This is a genomic window from Metabacillus niabensis (assembly GCF_902829255.1).
Lineage (GTDB): Bacteria > Bacillota > Bacilli > Bacillales > Bacillaceae > Metabacillus > Metabacillus niabensis.
On the sequence record NZ_CADEPK010000100.1, the window covers coordinates 1 to 19,929 of the forward strand.

18 protein-coding genes are annotated in these 19,929 nt (G+C 36.8%); 8 read left to right on the forward strand and 10 right to left on the reverse strand.

Going from position 1 to position 19,929, the window contains the following annotated elements:
- Window positions 1-1,969: EAL domain-containing protein (locus tag HU235_RS09740; protein ID WP_174880098.1), on the reverse strand; the 1,969-nt coding region annotated here is incomplete at its 3' end.
- A gap of 207 nt (window positions 1,970-2,176) precedes the next feature.
- On the opposite strand from HU235_RS09740, the gene HU235_RS09745 reads away from it, so the two are divergent.
- The gene (locus HU235_RS09745) at window positions 2,177-3,301 is read left to right on the forward strand and encodes an NAD(P)/FAD-dependent oxidoreductase (RefSeq protein WP_370877265.1); all 1,125 of its coding nucleotides are present in this window, start codon (window positions 2,177-2,179) and stop codon (window positions 3,299-3,301) included.
- Between the two features lie 783 nt (window positions 3,302-4,084).
- Here HU235_RS09745 and HU235_RS09750 read toward each other — a convergent pair.
- The 5 genes from HU235_RS09750 to HU235_RS09770 are packed head-to-tail and all read right to left on the reverse strand — an operon-like array spanning window position 4,085 to window position 7,810.
- Window positions 4,085-5,041 carry an ABC transporter permease gene (locus HU235_RS09750; RefSeq protein WP_174880100.1) on the reverse strand — a complete coding sequence of 319 codons (957 nt, stop codon included), beginning with the start codon at window positions 5,039-5,041 and terminating at the stop codon, window positions 4,085-4,087.
- Entirely contained in the window at window positions 5,034-5,945 is a 912-nt protein-coding gene (locus HU235_RS09755) for an ABC transporter ATP-binding protein (protein WP_174880101.1), read from the reverse strand. The genes HU235_RS09750 and HU235_RS09755 overlap by 8 nt, the downstream gene beginning before the upstream one ends.
- Entirely contained in the window at window positions 5,946-6,656 is a 711-nt protein-coding gene (locus HU235_RS09760) for an ABC transporter ATP-binding protein (protein ID WP_095299439.1), read from the reverse strand.
- Window positions 6,657-6,658: 2 nt separating this feature from the next.
- The gene (locus HU235_RS09765) at window positions 6,659-7,027 is read right to left on the reverse strand and encodes a GntR family transcriptional regulator (protein ID WP_095299440.1); all 369 of its coding nucleotides are present in this window, start codon (window positions 7,025-7,027) and stop codon (window positions 6,659-6,661) included.
- Window positions 7,028-7,030: 3 nt separating this feature from the next.
- A complete protein-coding gene (locus HU235_RS09770; RefSeq protein ID WP_174880102.1) occupies window positions 7,031-7,810 on the reverse strand; it encodes a hypothetical protein in 780 nt (259 codons plus the stop codon).
- 608 nt (window positions 7,811-8,418) lie between these two features.
- Between HU235_RS09770 and brnQ the strand changes: the two genes are divergently transcribed.
- From brnQ to HU235_RS09805, 7 genes are all read left to right on the forward strand, one after another.
- Entirely contained in the window at window positions 8,419-9,729 is a 1,311-nt protein-coding gene (gene brnQ / locus HU235_RS09775) for a branched-chain amino acid transport system II carrier protein (protein WP_174880103.1), read from the forward strand.
- Window positions 9,730-9,955: 226 nt separating this feature from the next.
- Entirely contained in the window at window positions 9,956-11,581 is a 1,626-nt protein-coding gene (locus HU235_RS09780) for a putative polysaccharide biosynthesis protein (protein ID WP_174880104.1), read from the forward strand.
- Window positions 11,582-11,788: 207 nt separating this feature from the next.
- Window positions 11,789-12,814, forward strand: a complete 1,026-nt coding sequence (locus HU235_RS09785; protein WP_174880105.1) for a LacI family DNA-binding transcriptional regulator — start codon at window positions 11,789-11,791, stop codon at window positions 12,812-12,814.
- 272 nt (window positions 12,815-13,086) lie between these two features.
- Window positions 13,087-13,809 (forward strand): ThuA domain-containing protein, encoded by a 723-nt coding sequence (locus HU235_RS09790; RefSeq protein ID WP_174880106.1) that lies wholly within the window; start codon window positions 13,087-13,089, stop codon window positions 13,807-13,809.
- A gap of 33 nt (window positions 13,810-13,842) precedes the next feature.
- Window positions 13,843-14,874: a Gfo/Idh/MocA family protein gene (locus tag HU235_RS09795; protein WP_095299446.1), complete on the forward strand. Its 1,032-nt coding sequence runs from the start codon at window positions 13,843-13,845 to the stop codon at window positions 14,872-14,874.
- Window positions 14,875-14,879: 5 nt separating this feature from the next.
- Window positions 14,880-15,893 carry a Gfo/Idh/MocA family protein gene (locus HU235_RS09800; protein ID WP_174880107.1) on the forward strand — a complete coding sequence of 338 codons (1,014 nt, stop codon included), beginning with the start codon at window positions 14,880-14,882 and terminating at the stop codon, window positions 15,891-15,893.
- Between the two features lie 19 nt (window positions 15,894-15,912).
- Window positions 15,913-16,881: a sugar phosphate isomerase/epimerase family protein gene (locus tag HU235_RS09805; RefSeq protein ID WP_095299447.1), complete on the forward strand. Its 969-nt coding sequence runs from the start codon at window positions 15,913-15,915 to the stop codon at window positions 16,879-16,881.
- A gap of 218 nt (window positions 16,882-17,099) precedes the next feature.
- On the opposite strand, the gene HU235_RS09810 is transcribed toward HU235_RS09805, so the two are convergent.
- The 4 genes from HU235_RS09810 to yneA form a co-directional block, all read right to left on the reverse strand.
- Window positions 17,100-18,428 carry an IS3 family transposase gene (locus HU235_RS09810; RefSeq protein ID WP_174880108.1) on the reverse strand — a complete coding sequence of 443 codons (1,329 nt, stop codon included), beginning with the start codon at window positions 18,426-18,428 and terminating at the stop codon, window positions 17,100-17,102.
- A gap of 107 nt (window positions 18,429-18,535) precedes the next feature.
- Window positions 18,536-18,766: a DUF896 domain-containing protein gene (locus tag HU235_RS09815; protein ID WP_095301795.1), complete on the reverse strand. Its 231-nt coding sequence runs from the start codon at window positions 18,764-18,766 to the stop codon at window positions 18,536-18,538.
- Between the two features lie 131 nt (window positions 18,767-18,897).
- The gene (locus tag HU235_RS09820) at window positions 18,898-19,557 is read right to left on the reverse strand and encodes a YneB family resolvase-like protein (protein ID WP_095301794.1); all 660 of its coding nucleotides are present in this window, start codon (window positions 19,555-19,557) and stop codon (window positions 18,898-18,900) included.
- 43 nt (window positions 19,558-19,600) lie between these two features.
- On the reverse strand, window positions 19,601-19,929 hold a 329-nt coding region (gene yneA, locus HU235_RS09825; RefSeq protein WP_217451427.1), incomplete at its 5' end, for a cell division suppressor protein YneA.

The window sequence follows — 19,929 nt, forward strand, 5'->3', positions numbered from 1 at the left end:
ATGATGAATAGCCTGTTCCGAAATCGTCAAGTGAGATGCTAACGCCAAGACGTTTGAGGGCATTAAGCTTTTCGATTGATTGCTCCAAATCAATCATGGCCATTGTTTCTGTAACTTCAATATTTAAATATTTTGGCTCTAAGTTTGTTTCTTGTAAAATATTCGCGATTTTGTCGAGTATATTATATTGTTGAAATTGCCGTGCCGAAAGATTGATGCACATAGTAATTGGTTCATAGCCTTCATCCTGCCACTGTTTATTTTGTGTGCATGCTGTTTTTAGAACCCATTCGCCGATTGGAATGATTAATCCGGTTTCCTCAGCGATAGGGATGAATTCTCCAGGAGAAATCATTCCATATTTGTTCGAATTCCAGCGGAGTAAGGCTTCGACACCTACTAGCTTTCTTGTCTGTAGGTTTACTTTAGGCTGGTAGTGCAAGTGCAGCTCATTATTATGTAATGCATTTCTTAGTGCACTTTCTAGTAGCATTTTTCGTTTGTTCTTCTTAATCATTTCATCTGAATAATATTCAACAACATTTGCTCCCTTTGTTTTTGCGACGAACATTGCTGTATCCGCATTTTTTATAAGTGTATCCGCATCCTTACCATTGATAGGATATAAGCTAATGCCAATGCTAGGTGTCGTAAAAATTTTATGTCCTTCAATGATAAAAGGATGCTGAAAAACATAAATAATCTGTTCAGATAGTTCTGTTGCGATTTCTTGATTCGCATGCCGGATGACAATAGAGAATTCATCATCACTTTGTCTTGCGAGCAGACTCTTTTCTGAAACAAGTAATTTTAAGCGTTTTGCCACTTCAATTAATAGTAAGTCACCAATGTGAGGCCCAAGTGTTTTATTAATGATTTTGAACCGATTGATATCAATAAATAAAACCGCAAGCTGTTCCTGTTCAAATATAGGATTACCAATTGCCTTGTCTAAGTACTTTTTAAAATATTTCCGATTATATAAATTTGTTAAGCTATCAGTATAAGCAAGCTGTTTGATTTTTTCCTGCGCTTTTTTTCGTTCGCTAATATCCCGTGATATTGCAAGAGCATAATTTGCATCACCTAGACGGAGGATGCGGACACTAATTTCACTAGGGATTTTCTCCCCGGATTTAGAAATATATTCCCCTTCAAATGTTGTATAGCCCTTTTCAAGAAGCTTTTGTTGGGTTTCTTGAATTTTATCGAGACGGTCATTAGAGGTAATATCTAACGGCGTCATCGCCAGAAGCTCTTCTTTTGTATAGCCGAATCGTTCACATCCGATTTGATTGATATCAATAAAGTTTAGTGGCATACCATCGTTATCTAGTCCAAAAAGATAGATTGCATCATTTGCATATTCAAATATTGTTCGATATTTCACTTCGTTTTGAATTTGCTCTTCTCTCGCCTTTTTCTTTAACGATATGTTTCTTGAAATACTTAAAATCGCTTTTTGTCCATTGTAATCGATTGAAAAGGTAATTGTTTCAAGATGGATTTCCTGTCCATCCAAACTAGTCGCTCTTTGCTCAACTAAGTCTAGTGTGCTTTTTTCTTCTAAAAGCTTTACTCCCTCCTTTGCCTGTTCCCGATTAGCTGGATGAAGAAAATGATAGACGGATTTTCCGAGCAATTCTTCTGGAGTATTTGCCCCAAGTGTCTTGGCTCCAGTTTGGTTAATATATAAAATCATTCCGTTTTGATGAATAACGACAATTTCGGGAATCTTTTCTAAGATAGCAAAATACGGATTATTTTGTTTTTGCTTCTCAAGTTCTTCATGATGGCTCCTTTTTATTAAAATGTATAAAGGAGTGAGTGCTATGAAAAAAATGATACATATCACTGCGCTATGTAAAAAGGTATCCATCCTTAGAGGAAGAATAAAAAGTGTCAAAAGGAAGGACGTAAAAAATAGGGTAATGGTCAGGCATATTAGTTTTCCAGTTTTGTTTTTCATTTTGTCAGTTCCTTTAATTAAGATACGCAAAGAATAAGTGAATTTTAGTAGTCTATTAGTCGTAGTTCTAACTTAATAGTATGAAAGAATTTTACCATAAAGTATGGCTTAGGTAAAAAGCATTATAGTAGAATGCTGACGAAATTGAGTGAGTCGAAGATGTCATGTAAAATAAGGATAAGAATACGAGAGAATAAGGTGAATAACGTGCAAAAAATAATCGTAATAGGTGCAGGGATACTTGGCGCTTCAACGGCATATCATCTTGTAAAAGCGGGAGTTGAGGTAACGATAGTTGATCGCCATGATAGGGGACAAGCTACTCGGGCAGCTGCAGGGATAGTCTGTCCATGGCTTTCACAAAGAAGAAATAAAGCGTGGTATCAGCTAGTGAAGGGTGGAGCGCGCTATTATCCGAGCTTAATTAAGCAGCTAGAAGAAGATGGTGAAAGTGATACAGGCTATAACCGTGTTGGTGCCATTTGCCTTCATACCGAGAAGGAAAAATTAGAGCAAATGGCTGAAAGAGCAAAAAAACGGAGAGAGGATGCTCCGGAAATTGGAGAAATAACGATTTTATCACCAGCTGAAACGAGACGTTTATTTCCACCGTTAGCTGAAGAGTATGGCTCTGTTTATGTTTCAGGAGGTGCTCGGGTAAATGGGCATGCAATGTGTGAATCATTAATTCGTGCAGCTATGAAAAATGGGGCAAGGTTTATTTCTGGAGATGCGAGACTTGTATGTGAGGATAACAATGTGAAGGGGGTTCAAGTGGAAGGTGAGACGATCCTAGCTGATAAGGTTATCATAACTGGTGGTGCATGGGCGAGTGAGCTATTAAAACCATTAGGGATACAATATGCAGTCACACCGCAAAAGGCACAAATTATCCATCTTGAATTACCAGAAGCAGATACCGGAGATTGGCCAGTTGTCATGCCGCCGACAAATCAATATATCCTTACATTTGAAGCAGGCAAGGTTGTGCTTGGCTCAACACATGAGAATGAAGCAGGCTTCGATCTTCGTGTGACAGCGGGAGGCGTACATGAAATTCTTGACAAAGCACTTGCAATTGCGCCAGGTCTCTCAAACGCAACGCTGCTTGAAACGAAGGTAGGATTTCGACCATTTACACCAGGATTTCTCCCGATAATTGGGGAAATGCCGACAATGAGCAACCTATTATTAGCAAATGGCCTAGGTGCCTCGGGCTTAACGAGCGGCCCTTATTTAGGAGCAGAAATGGCTAAGCTAGCATTAGGTGAAGAGCTGGAAATTGATCTTCATTTATATGATGTATCTGGGGCGTTGAGCGTTGTAGAGTAGCTAGTAAGTTTTAGCTGCTCTTTTTTGGTGAAAGATGAAAACGTTCCTTACAATGAAAAAACACCTCTGCCATTTTTGTAAGCAGGGGTGTTCTCATGTAGATTCTAAAGTGTGTAAACCATTACTTTAATCGTAAAAACCGATAATTGATAAAGAAAGTATCCAAAGAAGCCGACAAGTGTAAAAAATACAAGAAATGTTGCTGGAAGAACCTTATTATTCATTTTACGAACCTCGCAATCTATAAAATAGTATCAATAGTATGTACCGTTTTTTTATTTTTTAAACATAATTGTTACAAAGGTAAATAGAATTGTAATTTTGGACTAATAGTAGGTCGTATTGCACATTATAAAAAATGATGTTACAAAAGCTTACATAAAGCCTTACAGGAAAGAAAAAAAGATGTATTGTAAATGTATCAAAAGTAAAGGGGCTGGCGTAAATGGTAAAATCAAACGTAGGAATCCTTGCATTTTTAGTATTAACGGTGAAAATTGCCTTTACGTATTAAGGTTAAACATATAGAGAGTTTGTAAGATGATGGCTGTCCCGAATAGGTGGGATAGCTATTTTTATGGGGAATGCAAATGTGGGAAAGGCTATCAAAAAACTTGATAGAAAACCTAGATGATAGAGGAAAAGAAGTTTTGTGAAACTATTTAAGGGAAAGAGAATGGAATATATGAAAAACGAAAAGCTTAGATACCACATCAAAAGGAGGCTGAAAAAGAGAGGGAGGGGAGCCCTTTTGAATTTTCAGCCTCTTTCAATGGAGAAAAGTTATGCTGCAACGTCTCGTTTTCGAAAAACCGTAAAGGCGAGAACGTGAAAGATAATGAAATAGACAATAAGCACCGTGATGGAGAATCCTAACGTCATTCCATCGATCGGTGGGACTCCATCGAAATAAACAGTTAAGTCTGTATTTGCGAATAAGATATATTTTGTCCATTCATAGCGGCTTGCAAGTAGCATTGTTGCCGTACTGCCAGAGAATAATAAAAACAGTGACACACCAATTGCAAGTGAGCTATTGCGAAAGATCGCTGAAATCATGAACGAAAGCGTCGACATCATGATAATATCAATGGAAGATAAGAGATATTGTCCGATTAAATATGTTAAAATATTTTGTTCTTCCACTTTTCCATTTACATAAGCTAAATGAGAGCTGTCGGTTGTCGGTGTGCCGAAGAGAATAAGTCCGACGATTGCTGATAGAACAAAGATGAATGCCATAAGAAACAAGCCGAATAAGAGAACCGTTATATACTTGGAAAGTAAAATTTTTGTTCTGCTTATAGGTCGAATTAAAAGCAGCTTCATCGTTCCCCATGAAAATTCAGAGGCAACCATTCCAGATGCAATGATAATCATAAACATACCAGCGAAGCCAAGAATTGCTATCGAATCAGAAACAAATGACCAAATATGATTTTCTGTTTCTGGAACGATGTTTTGCTCTAAACGGTACTCATTTAGTGCAATTTCTCTCTCATAGTGCATTTTCATATTTGCATTTTTGTCTCCAAGCTCGGTTAAATTTTTTTGATCTGTTGCTATTTGTGCTTCAACCTCCTTCTTCCAGTCACTACTAGCTTCATTTGAAGATTTGCTTTCTTCATATTTTAAGAGAGCTCCAGAACCAAGCACTGCAATCGCTAAAATAACAAGCATGACAATCGTTCCAGCGCGTTTCATAATTTTTATCCATTCGTTACGTATTAAATTAGACAATGTTTCTACCTCCTTGGTCTGTTATTTCTAAAAAGCGATCCTCGAGAGATTTTGCTATTGGTTTAACAGAATAAATGTTTATTTCCTCTTCGATAAGCTGCTTAATAAGAAGCGGGATTTGTTCCTTATCTACTTGGACTGTGAAGCCATTTTCTGCAAAGGTTACGTTTAAGTCTTCCTGTAACCATTTTTTTGCTTCTCCTAGCTCACCTGTTTCAAATTCAAAGAGCTGTTCGCTAGTCGGTAGCTCTGAGATATTTTGAATCGTTGTAAGCTCACCCTTTTGGAGAATTGCGATACGGTCACACATCATTTCCATTTCTGATAATAGGTGACTTGAAACGATCACGCTCATGCCCTTTTCTCTAGTAAGGGTTTTAAGATGATCGCGCATTTCTCTAATTCCAGCTGGATCTAGACCGTTTGTTGGTTCATCTAAGATTAATAGCTTTGGATCGTGCAAAAGGCATTGAGCAAGTCCTAACCGCTGACGCATCCCTAATGAGTAGGTTTTGACCTTGTCATGAATTCGGTCTGATAGCCGTACTAGTTTGATCACTTCATCGACCTTTTGTTTTGTAATTCCTTTATGCATTCTTGCGTATTGCATAAGATTTTGATATCCTGTCAAAAACTTATACATTTCTGGATTTTCGACGATTGCTCCGATATTCGCAACAGCTCCCTCAAAATCCTTTTGAATGCTTTTTCCGCAAACGATAATATCGCCCTTACTAATTTTCATTAAGCCGACAATCATGCGGATTGTTGTCGTTTTCCCAGCCCCGTTAGGACCTAAAAATCCAAAAACCTCACCTTGCTTAACAGAGAAGCTAAGATTATGAATGATTGTTTTTCCTCTAATCGTTTTTGATACATTTTTTAACTGGAGTAGCTCTTTCATTTACGATCCCACCTCGATTTTATTTACAGCTGATTTAAACCAGTTTAATACGGATAAACCTTGTTCCTCGCGTAATTGCTCGACATTTTTCTGTCCAATGACAGAGCCATAATAAATGGCGATAACCTCATCTAAAAGGGATTCAATTTCATTGATTTCATGTGTTGCGATAAGAATGATTTGCTTATCAAAATCAACATATTGAAGAAGGCTTTTTACTATCGCATCTCTTACCATCGGATCTAGGCCGGAAAATGGCTCATCAAGAAGGATAACGTCTGTGTCTCTAGCTAATGTTGTGACAAGCTTAAGTCGCCCGCGATTTCCCTTCGAAAGTGATTTTACCTTTTTGTGACCATCTAGCTTCATCTCTTTTAGGAGCCTTTGAGCTCTTTCAAGATTAAAATCGGCAAATTGACTTGCGGTGAAATCGATCGTCTCTTGGACAGTAAAGGTTTCGTAGAACATATCTAATTCGGTTAAATAGGCGACAGATTGACTTGTTTTTCTAGTAACTGTTTCGTCGTTTACCGTTACTATTCCGCTTGTCGGAAAGACGAGGCCAGTTATGAGCTTTAATAAAGTTGATTTACCACTGCCGTTTGGGCCAACTAATCCGTAAATCTTTCCTTTCTCGAAGGTAAGATTGATCGTATTTAAGGCGTAATTGCTTCCGTATTTTTTCACTACGTTGCGTAATTGGACTGACATCGTTATTGTTCCTCCTCAAGATAAAGCTTCAAGCATGCCAGCATTTGATCCTTCGTAACACCCATCTCACTCATTTTCTCGACAAAGGTTTTAATGATTTCGGTTTGGAGAGAGCCTTTGATTTCGTTAAGAAGCTGTTCATTTTCTACAACAAATGTACCTTGTCCTCTTCTTGTTTCCACGATACCCATCCTTTCTAACTCAGAATATGTTCGCTGGACTGTATTAGGATTAACCCCCATTTGGACGGCCATTTCCCGAACAGACGGCATTTTATCGCCGAATTTTTGCTTTCCTCTAACAATATCGATAATAATTTTGTCGGCAATTTGCATATATATTGGCTTTGATGATTGAAACTCGTCTGACACTGATTACACCTCTACTTTCCGTTCAAGTAATCTTGCAGCAGCTAAAACGAGGATAATAGATAAAATGACATAATAGAGAAAAGGTAGAACAGGTATTGTGCCTTCTCCAAACTTAACTACCCAATCTCCCTTTTCATAAGAAAACTCAGGAGTTGAGATGATTTTTACAGAAAATTTCGTCATCCAATCATTAATAATCGTTATTTTTAATAAGAGACCTTCAAAAATGTTATAAGCAATAAACATCGCTAAAATAATTAGCCATCTAAACGGCTTTAGCTTTGGATAATGTGAGCATGCATGGTAAAAAGCCCAATAGAAGCAGATCCAGCATGAGAAGAATATCCCTAGTAGCAGTATGAAAATATTTAAATAAACAATTGCCTCGATGAAAAACCCAACACCTATTTGCTCATATACAGATTTTCCGAACCAATATAAGCTAATTGCTCCATAAATCGATAAAAGAATTTGTAGGATCACTTGATAGGTAAGGATAACGATAAATTTTGATAAAAGTAAGGTTAGACTTGAGCGCGGACTATATAGCCATAGTTGATTTTTTCCCTCAATTTTTAAAGCAGAAAACATCATCAATGGTGTGTAAAGGATGAGAGCTAACCCAGATAAAATAAAGATGACGAATGTTCCAGCATGTTGTTTCGCATAGGAAGAATACCCAAAACCAGCTCCTAAAACGATAAGGAGGAGGATTAAAGATGTGAAAAACAGCCACCTAGAAATTTTAAAATCCTTTTTTAATAAACCTGTTATTGGACTCATAATTAGACTCCTTTGTATTAGTGTACTATTTGGATAGTACACTAATACATTAATATTCGTCAAGTTAGACTTAATTTTTTTTGGGGAATATCATATAAAGGAGAAAGAAAGTTCATATTTTGAAATAATTTATCACACAAAATGAAATCGAGAAAAAATTGGAAATTATCAGAATTTCATAATATATTGACAGTATATATCCCCTTTGATAAATTATTTTATAATAATAAGAAATTTCAAAAATAGGCTGGCAAAATTATTAAAGGGAACTAATGAGCGAAGAAATTTTACAATGCTTTCGATTTGTGATGATTTCACCTGCGAATTCTGTTTGTTTCACGAAATAAAAAACTATGTTGGAATTCCTTTATTATTAGGGGGAAACGTTAATAGAGTGCCTTAAGCTTATGGAATAAGGGTGGAAAAGCGAGATCATACTCGTCCCTATGCACGTACAGGGGCGGGGTTTTTAGTTGGTTAGGAAATGATCAACTGCTAACGACAGCTTAGCGTTTAGCTCCTCCCAGGTCACATATTTGTGTTTTGTTTGTCAAAGCTATTCAAGACGCATCATACGCTTTAGTCTGTTTAAAAGAAGGGAAAATAAAATGAAGAAAATCGATACTGTTTTAATTGGACTTATGTTATTTTCAATGTTTTTTGGTGCGGGTAATCTTATTTTTCCGCCTTTTCTTGGATTGCAGTCAGGTACATCGTTTTGGGCTGCAATGATTGGTTTTATCGTAACGGGTGTCGGGCTTCCGTTTGCAGTATTGTTTGCAATATCGCTAGTAAATGGTGGAGTTCAAGCAATTGGAGATAGAGTCCACCCTGTTTTTAGCACTGCATTTATGGTCATCATTTATTTATGTATTGGCCCATTTTTAGCAATTCCCCGTAATGCAAATGTCGCATATGAAATGGGGATTAAGCCTTTTTTAAGTGAGACTGCTCATTCACCGATTAGTTTGTTTTTGTTTACGCTCGTTTTCTTTGCACTCGTTTATTTTGTTAGTTTAAATCCAGAGAAAATGGAAAAGTATATGAGTCGCTGGATAACACCAGTATTGCTAATCTCAATGGTTATTTTATGTGTTGTCGGCTTTGTTAAGCTTGATGGTGGATTCCAAGCACCATCCTCTACTTATTCGTCTGGAGCTTTTTCAAAGGGATTTATCGAGGGGTATAATACAATGGATGCCCTTGCTGCTCTTGCATTTGGGATTGTTATTTTGACATCAATCCAAAAAAGAGGAGTGTCAGACCGAAAGCAGCTAACAAACTATATGATAAAGGCAAGCCTGATTGCTGGTGGATTATTGTCGCTTGTTTACATTAGTTTAGGTGTAATTGGAGCAAGAATGGCCCAAGTAGGCTCATATGAAAATGGAACAGATATATTGTCGTCTGCAGCAACGCTTTTATTAGGACAAGGTGGAAAGACCTTACTTGGAATTATCTTTACGCTTGCGTGCTTTACAACCGTTGTCGGGTTAACGACAGCATGTGGTCAATATTTTTCAAATCTTATGGCAAAGGTTAGCTATAAAACGGTTGTCCGCTTAGTTACTTTAGTAGGATTAATTCTTTCAAATTTAGGTTTAAATCAAATTTTGAAAATTTCCGTTCCCTTCTTAGTTACGGCATATCCTTTAACAATTGTTCTAATTGCCTTAACGTTTTTTCATCGGTATTTTAAACATCCACGAATGGTTTATGCGACGACCATTTTGTTTACAGCAATCTTTGCAATTATCGGTGGTTTGAATGCCTTTGGATTGAATCTCGGTGTCCTGCAAGTAATGATTGGATACTTACCATTCGCTACGTACGGGTTGGAATGGATTGCGCCTGCGTTAGTAGGCTTGCTTCTCGGACTAGTCTTAAGTCAATTTAGTAAAGTAGCTAAAAAAGCATAGGTTAGGTTGATAGTATAACGTTCTTAATTGTATAAAAAGAAATGAAACTCTCCTATAATGGATGAGTTTCTTTTTTTGTCCTTAAGTATGAGAATGGAGATCAAGAATAAAGTATTACATAATGGATAATCTTCTAAAATCTGAATGGATATATATGTTAATATAGAATGATGAGAAAATTAGTAAGAAGAAAGATTTGATAGAAGTTAGTAATTGAGGTGTTTTAGTGGAGAGTAAATTTATAAGAGGAACTTTCTTTTTAACAGCAGCAAGCCTAATATCTAAGATTTTGGGCTTCATTTATATTATTCCGTTCACGGCCCTAGTAGGGACACAAGGGTATGCGTTGTATAAATATGCTTACGGTCCGTATACAATTTTGTTAAGTATTTCAACAATAGGTCTTCCCCTTGCTGTTTCCAAATTTGTTTCGAAATATAATGAATTAGGTAATTATCGAGTTGGTTTAACTCTATTAAGATATGGAATGTATTTAATGCTAATAAGCGGCATTATATCATTTACTGCTTTGTATTTAATGGCACCATTTCTAGCAGAAATATTAATAGACGCAAATGATCCAACAGGTAATTCGGTAGAGGATGTTCAATTTGTTATTCGTCTCGTCAGCTTTGCTTTGTTAGTCATTCCAGCAATGAGTATTTTCAGGGGATACTTCCAAGGGAGCCAATCGATGGGCCCTTCTGCATTAAGTACAGTGATAGAGCAGGTAGTAAGGATTGTCTTTATCTTGGTAGGTGGATATGTAGCGATTCACCTTTTTAATAGCTCGCTTACAAATGCTGTCGGGATTGCAACCTTTGCTGCGTTTATTGGTGGAGTAGCGGGATTTGTCGTGTTATTAATCGTATTCTTTAAACGAAGAAAATTAATAAAGAAACAAAGAGATATGAGTCCAAATAACGAAGAATTGAACATTCTTTCCATGTTTAAAGAATTGATTGGATATGCCATTCCCTTTGTTATTACTGGACTTACAATACCGATTTTTCAGAACATTGATACGTTTACGATTAATGAATTGTTTAAGTCGATAGGTTACAAGCTAGATGAAGCAGAAACAATTAATTCAGTTATTGGCTTAGCGCAAATTCTCGTTATGGTTCCAGTTTCATTGGCAACAGCATTCGGTATGTCTTTAATACCTGGTATTACTTCAGCGTTTACTAGTGGAAGAGTGCAAGAAGTACAAAGTAAGATAACGCAAACTATGCAAATTCTTGTATTCTTTACTCTGCCAGCTGCAATGGGGTTATGTATTCTAGGAAAGCCGATTTATACGATGGTGTTTGGATTAGAAAACAGTCCTGAGTTAGGTGGGGGTATTTTACAATGGTACTCTTTAGGTGCCGTTATTTTTGCGCTGTTTACAGTAACAGCTGCCATTATGCAAGGAATAAACGAGCAAAAGAAATTAATCCTAGGTATTGTATTCGGGATTATTTTAAAGATAGCTTTCAACTTTCTACTCGTACAATATATAGGTGAAATCGGTCCAATTTTAGCTACATATATTGGGTTTATTGTCTCGATTATCTATAACATAGTCTTCATTAAGAGAAAGCTCCAATACAAGGTATTGCCATTACTTCAAACATTAAAGGAAGTTTTCTTGTTAGTTTTGGTCATGTCAATCGCTGTTTGGATTGTGAAGTTTTTAACAGAGCTATGGCTAGCTGAAGCTCTAGGCTTATATTCGAGATCACTTCTCACCTCAATCATTTCCATATGTGCAGGGATGTTCGTTTATTTAGGTATAGGCTCAAGGTTAAAGGTAGTAAAAGGATTATCTTTAATAAAGAAACGAAATAAAAATTCAAAAGGCGAGTAAATACTCGTAATTGCCTTTTTAATCGAAAAAACGGCTAAAACTAGGAACGAAGGGACATCCTTTAGCGGATGCTCCCTTTTTTAGTTTGAAACCAAAACTAATCGATATTTAATTTTTATTTATTTTCTACAAAATAAGCCATTGAACAAAAAATCATGCTGGTATATAATGTGATCAAAGTTAGTTAACCGTTTAACCGGAGGAAATATGAACGCAAAAATAACAATTAAAGATGTAGCTAAATATGCTGGTGTTTCTTCAGCAACTGTATCCTATGTCCTTAATGGGGTTAATAAGGTATCAGATGAAACGAGAGAAAGAGTTTTATCAGCTATTGAGCAATTAAATTATCAGCCAGACTTTACTGCGATTAGTCTTTCAAAAAGAGAGTCAAAAATGATCGGTGTCATTATGCCTTTGGTCGGTGATTCACTTGCACCACTTTTTAAAGAAAATCATTATATTAGCGAGCTGCTGAGTGGTGTCGAATATATGTGCCGGAAAAAGGGATATGATTTTCTCATATCTGGTATTTCAAAGGCTGAGGAATGCAAGACATGGGTGATGAAACGTAATCTTGATGCAGTCATTGTACTCGGGAAGTTTCCGAAAAAAGTTTTCGCTGAAATGAAAGCGTTATCCACCCCGCTCATTTTTGTTGATTCGTTTGAACAGGATTTGGCTTCATTTCATAATATTCGGATTGATGATGAGCATGGTGGCTATTTAGGTACGAAGCATTTAATCGAATTAGGACATCGAAAAATATGCTTCATCTCAAATGGCAGAGTGGACTCTGATGTTGATGGGCAACGATATCAAGGTTTTAAGAGAGCATTAAAAGAAGCGAACATCGAATTAAATGAAGACATGGTCATGGAAGGAAGAATTAATTCATTTGAAAGCGGTTATAAGATAGGCGGAGAGATTGCAAAGGATAAGAGAATGACGGCATTTTTTACTTCATCAGATATTACGGCATTAGGGATTATTAAATTTCTTACCGATTTAGGAATAAGCGTACCAGATGATTTTTCGATTGTCGGTTTTGATGACTTAATGATTAGCCGTTATTCGTCACCAAGCTTAACAACAATTCGCCAAGACGTATTCCGTAAAGGAGCGGTCGCAGCTGAGACAGCGATAGATGTTATTGAAGATAAGAAGGGGATTCCAAAGCTTACGGTGCTACCTGTTGAAATAGTTGTACGGAAAAGCACAAAGGCCATTTAAGGAGGTGATTTTAAGCAAATAAATAGGAAACGTAGCGAGTGTTAACCGGTTCACTAAATAGATAAATGTTGTTCTAACAAACTGGTCACAGATCATATGATGAAAAAGAATTTATAAACTAAGATTGTCCGAATGACATCGAGTCATTCAAAATCAAAGATAATGCAAACAACAAAGGAATGGGAGAATTAAGCTCACGGAGGACAAGATTTCGCTTTAGTAAATGTCATAGGTATCTCTTAAATAAACAAATAGATTAGGATGATGAAGAAATGACAAGAGTTACAGTTTGGAACGAAAATAGACATGAGCAGAAAAATCCAGTTGTCAGCGACATTTATCCAAAAGGAATTCATGGTGCTATTGCTGATTTTTTGCAGGCAGAAAATTACGAAGTGAAGACAGCTACTCTTGATGAGTCAGATCATGGATTAACAGATGAGGTATTGCAAAATACAGATGTACTTGTTTGGTGGGGACATCTTGCACATCACGAGGTTCAGGATGAAATCGTTGCAAAGGTGAAAGAGCGTGTCCTTGATGGAATGGGACTTATTGTGCTACATTCAGGACATTTCTCAAAAATCTTTAAAGAGTTAATGGGTACGAGCTGTGATCTAAAATGGCGTGAAGCAGATGATAGAGAACGAATTTGGGTCGTTGATCCGAGTCATCCGATTGCAGACGGAATAGGGGAATACATTGAGTTAGAGAAGGAGGAAATGTATGGAGAGCATTTCGATATTCCCGCTCCAGATGAACTAATCTTTACGAGCTGGTTTGAGGGTGGAGAGGTGTTCCGCAGTGGCTGTGTCTTTAAACGTGGTAACGGACGTATTTTCTATTTCCGTCCAGGTCATGAAACATATCCAACATATCATAACGAGCAGGTTCAACAGGTTATAAAAAATGCAGTCGCTTATGTAAAGCCTGTATCTCGCAAACGACCTGTTTACGGAAACGCAAAATCATTAGAAACAATTTCTGAAAAATAATCGAGATAAACATACAATGGGAGGAATCGTCTTATGAGTAAATTAAGAATTGGTGTTATCGGTTGTGGAAGTATTGCAAAATATCGTCATCTACCAGAATATGCTGCAAATAAAGCTGTAGAAATTGTAGCAGTATGTGACATTGTTGAAGAGCGTGTTAATGAAATTGCTAAAGTCTATCAAGCGAAGGCTTATACAGATTATAAAGAGCTGCTTAAAAGCGAGCAATTGGATGCAATCAGTGTATGTCTACCAAACTATTTACATGCACCAGTATCAATTGATGCTTTGAACAACGGTCTTCATGTTTTATGTGAAAAACCGATGGCAACATCTCAAGAAGAAGCAGATGCAATGATTGAAGCTGCTAAGAAAAACGGCAAAAAATTAATGATTGGGCATAACCAACGCTTCGTTCGTTCACATCAATTAGCGAAGCAATTAATTGAAAGCGGTGCAATTGGGAAAATTTATAGCTTCCGTACTGCGTTTGGCCACCCAGGACCAGAGGGTTGGAGTGTGGACGGTCGTGAGAGCTGGTTTTTTGAAAAGGAAAAAGCATATATTGGTGCAATGGGTGATTTAGGTGTTCATAAAACAGACCTTATCCGATATTTGTTAGGCGAGGAAATTACAGAGGTCGGTGCCTTTATCGAAACATCTGCTAAAGGGAACACAGATGTTGATGACAATGCTGTATGTGCGCTAAAAACAGAAAGCGGCATCATTGGAACACTAGCAGCAAGCTGGTCTTATACAGCAAAAGAAGATAACTCTACAATTATCTATGGTGAAAAAGCGATTTTACGCCTTGAGGATAACCCAACGTATTCACTTGTTGTCCAATATACAAATGGTGAGGTTGTGAACTATGAGCTTGGTAAAATCCAATCAAATGAAGAAGGTGGCCAAAATACATCACATGTAATTGATCACTTTGTTTCTTCAATTGTTGAAGATAAAGAGCCGCTCATTACTGGGGAAGAAGGAATGAAATCACTTGCTGTCATTTTAGCTGCCATTAAATCAAATGAAACAAAAACAATTGCTAAAGTGTTTGAGTGATTGCGATGAGTAAGCTACGAATCGGAATAATCGGTGTTGGCGGAATCGCTCAAGGTCGTCATATACCTGCATTTAAAGCGCTATCTGACGATTGTGTTATTACAGCAGTTAGTGATGTCAATCTAGAACGGGCAAAAGAGGTTTCCAAAACCCATCAAATCGATCATGTTTTTGAAGACTATCGAGATTTATTTAAAGAGGTAGATGCAGTTTGTATATGTACACCGAATAGATTTCATGCAGAAATCACTGTTGCTGCTTTAGAGGCAGGAGTCCATGTGATGTGTGAAAAGCCTATGGCACTTTCTTCAGGTGAGTGTGAAAACATGCTAGCGGCAGCAAGGGAAGCGAAGAAAACATTAGCCATTGCCTATCATTATCGGTTTATGAAAAACTCCCAAGCTGCGAAAAAACTAATGGGGCAGGTCGGTACACCACTTGTTACGAGAGTTCAAGCATTGCGGAGAAGAAAGGTACCAGGCTGGGGAGTATTTACAAACAAATCGTTGCAAGGTGGTGGAAGCTTAATTGATTATGGCTGCCATTTACTAGATTTAGCCATTTGGTTAATGGGAAGTCCGAAGCATATTTCTGTTTCAGGCAGTGCCTATCAAGAATTAAGCAAGCAACCAGACAGTATTAATGAATGGGGCAGCTTTGACCATGAAACCTTTGATGTTGATGACCATGTTACAGCCTATATTAAATTTGAAACTGGTGCATCACTTTTACTAGAAACATCATGGGCGGCAAATATTTTAGAAGATACAGAGCATTTAAGTATTTCGGGTGTTAACGGTGGAATCAATGTCTTTCCGCTCGAGCTTTATACAGAATCCAACGGAATGCTGCTTAATAGTCAACCAGCATGGATACCTGGAGAAGAAGACCCAGGGCTTTCACAGGCGAAAAATTTCCTTGATGCATGTCTCGGTCGGGCAGAACTTGTTGTGAAGCCAGAGGAAGCGTTACAAGTATCACAAATTATTGATGAAATCTATCAATCTTCAACTAATTGAAAAAAGGGAGGAAATCATAATGAAATTAGGCGTTTTTACTGTGTTATTTAATGATAAATCATTTGAGGAAATGTTAGATCGTGTAAAGGAAGCAGGCCTACATACAGTCGAAATTGGTACTGGGGGATATCCTGGGAATAAACACTGTGATTTAGATGGATTGCTTGAAAGTGAAGAAAAGCGAAAAGATTATTTAGCAAAAATACAAGAGCGTGGTTTATCAATTAGTGCATTTAGCTGTCATGCAAATCCAATTTCACCTGATAAGGAATTTGCCAAAGAATGTCATGATACAATTTTAAAAACAATTAAACTTGCATCACTAATGAATGTCCCTGTAGTGAACACTTTCTCAGGAACACCTGGTGACCATGAAGGTGCAAAATATCCAAACTGGCCTGTAACACCATGGCCAAATGAATATGGTGATGTGTTGAAATGGCAATGGGAGGAAAAGTTGATCCCATACTGGAAAGAGGTTGGACAGTATGCACAAGAGCATAATGTAAAAATTGGTCTTGAGCTACACGGCGGCTTCCTTGTTCACACACCATACACATTATTAAAGCTTCGTGAAGCAACATGTGATGCTATTGGTGCGAATCTTGACCCAAGCCATCTATGGTGGCAAGGTATTGATCCAGTTGCAGCAATCAAAATTTTAGGGAAAGCAAATGCAATTCATCATTTCCATGCAAAGGACACATATATTGACCAAGATAATGTAAATATGTACGGCTTAACAGATATGCAGCCATACGGGGAAGTACAAACACGTGCATGGACATTCCGCTCTGTCGGCTGTGGTCACAGCTTAACAGAATGGAATGACATCATGAGCGCCCTTCGTACGTACAACTATGATTACGTAGTAAGCATCGAACACGAAGACCCAATTATGTCAATCGATGAAGGCTTCGACCGTGCCGTATCAAACTTAAAATCAGTTCTAATAAATGAAACACCATCACAAATGTGGTGGGTGTAATTAGAAAAGCGTAAGCGCATCGAACAGCACCGACAAGCATAAGACGAGTGAGAAATGAAGGTGCAGTTTACCTTCAATTCTCACTTGGTATATGACTCGAGGTGCTAGGCACTGAAGCTAGTCAAAGAAAAGCCCTTTAGACCATACACTTCATTCACTAAAAGGAAAGGAGACTCACTAAACTGGCACCTATGTCAAGGACACAATAAAAAAAGAGATTAAGCAATTAGAAGATGATTCCTATATTGTGTAGGGGTCATCTTTTTTAAGTTCCATTGATATCGATAATTGTTATAGTAAACCATGTAATGGTTGATTTTTGCCTTTAGCTCTTTTAATGTTTTACAAGATTGATAGTTAACTTCATCTTTTAAATGACCAAAGAAGGACTCTTGAGGGGCATTGTCCCAACAGTTTCCTCTTCTAGACATAGATTGGCCTAAACCATATTTTTTTAATAATTTTTGATATCTTGGACTCGTGTAATGGCTTCCTTGGTCCGAGTGGATAAAGGCATCTTTGTGTAGAGTAATTTTCTTGTTACTAACTAATTTTTGGATTGTCTGAATTGCGATGTCTAAAGTGATACGATCAGAAACATGATAAGATAGGATTTCATTAGAGGAGGCATCCTTTACGGTCGACAAATAGGCCATACAATTACCGTCATATGGCAAATAAGTAATGTCCGTTAATAACACTTTTCCAGGAACTCCTTGCTTAAATTCTCTGTTTAACTTGTTTGGAACGACCTGATGCTCCTTAGTCGCTTTCGCCATTCTTTTATAGGGCTTCGCCCTTCTATGAGGACAGACAATACCATATTTATTCATGATTCTTTGTATCTTTTTACGACTAAAGATAATGTTATAGTCATTCTCCAGTATCATTTTAATGGAACGTGACCCCTTCTTATATCCCCGACGATTAAATGCCATTAAGATGATTTCCTTCGCTTCTATGTCTGATTTCTCTCTTGCTTCTCGGCTATCAAATGCCTTTAGGTAACTATAATATCCAGAACGGGACACATCTAAAAGGTCGCAAAAATACTTAGTCATTCGTTTAAATTGATTTTGTTCAATGGTCTCATAAATTAACTGATACTCTTTATTTGTTTCTAGGTTTACGCTTGCGTTTAACAGCCTCCTTTCTGTCACTTCTAACTTTTTTAATAGCTCGACTTGTCCCTCGAGAAGCTTGATTCTAGCCTCTTGTCTTTCAATTACTTCAGATGGTGTAAGTTCTCGTTTTAATGGTCTGCCGGAACTTGTTTTCCTTGTATCTGTAAGCCCGATTAATCCATTCCTTTCATAAGCTTTTTTCCACCTATGAGCTGATTGTTCAATACGTTTTATTCCGATAACATCCACATCGAAGCCATTCTCATAGAAAATTTGTCGAGGAAGTTTGCCAGCTAAATATTCATCCATAAATTTATTTTTAAATGCGTCAGTGTATGTAATAGACCGTTCGCTAACACGTTGTACATTTGGATTTTTTTGAAGTGTTTCTATCTCTTTAGCTGTAAAAGTAATTTTACTCATATTTATCCCCAATCCCCATATCTTGAAATTCAAGTATATAAAAAAATACCTGTAGATAAAACACTCTTTTTCAAGTGTCCTAACTACAGGTACCAGTTTAAATTCTCTTAGTGTAGACTATTCTTTTTTTCATCTTTTAATTTTTGTGGAGTTACGTCATTTCCATTTGGATCAACAACCGTTACTCCTTTTAGCGTATTTTTCATAGAAGAACGGAAGACATGTAAATATTCTTGTCGCAAACTTTGCTGTTCTTCTTTTTCTTCACTAGTTAGTCCATTCCCTTTTGCCTTCCTTGATAATTCATTTATTCGATTAAGTTTTTCTTTTGATAACATAAAATCGCTCCTTAATTAACATGAAACAAATCTAAAGTAATAAAATCTAGTTATCTTAACTACATGTGTCATATTACTAAAAGAGCGTAAAAATGACAACTTCTAAGTACCGAAAATTTTATCTTTGGTACTTAAAAGTTGTCATCAGCTTGCATGCTGTCTATATATTCTTTATATCTTCTATGTACTGTAGCCTTACTAACATCATACCCAACACCTCGAAGAGTTGCTGCAATTTCTGCAAACGTTAATTTTTTTTGACGCAATTTAACAATTTCTCCGATGGGAACTTCAATTTTTTCCCTACCTCCATTGTTTGACAAGTTAGATAAGTTTTTTTGAGGTTGATAGCCATTTTTTACAGCTCTTTTCATTCCTCTTTTTATTTTGTAATTAACTAGTTTTCTCTGAAACTCTTCAACTGTTGCTAAAATATTTAAAACCATTTCATCCGTTTCAGACAATTGCGGCTCTCCTTGTTCACTTAAAGTGAAAATTTTACCACCTATTTTCTTGATTTCATGCAATAATGCGATTTTAGCATTCCCTCTTCCTAAACGTGTATCATCCTGAACGAGAATTGTATCAGCAGCATTTTCTTTTAATAAGGTTAATGCCTCAATGATTCCTTCTCGATCAATGTCATATCCACTATGTCTCTCTTCGATTATTTTAATGACTTTAATTTGATGTAATGTTGCAAGTCTTTCTAGTTCTTCTCTCTGTCTAATAAGTGAAGACTTTTGTGCTTCTTTTTCAGTGCTAACGCGACAGTAAATAATTGCCTTCACATAATCACCCTTCTTATTTAATTAAGGAACATTTCTTAGTATCTCATTCACTTGCAAGTTGTTCAACTTGGTAGTATTGATCTTTTTCTACAGGTACTATAACAACTTCTCCTGGTTTTATAATACTTGAATGTATATCATTGTTATCCTGTACCCATTTTACAAACTCTTGTTTCGAAATATTTGTTGATTTCTCAAATTTATTTGCAATGCTCCATAAACTATCTCCGTCTTCAACTGTAACCTGAAGGAATGTATCTGTTTCATTTTGTTTATCCATATAAATAATTGCTCCGGTAATTGCTACAAAAACGATAAAAAAGGAAAAAATAAAAGCGAATCTTTCAAATTTCATTTCAATCACCTCATAAG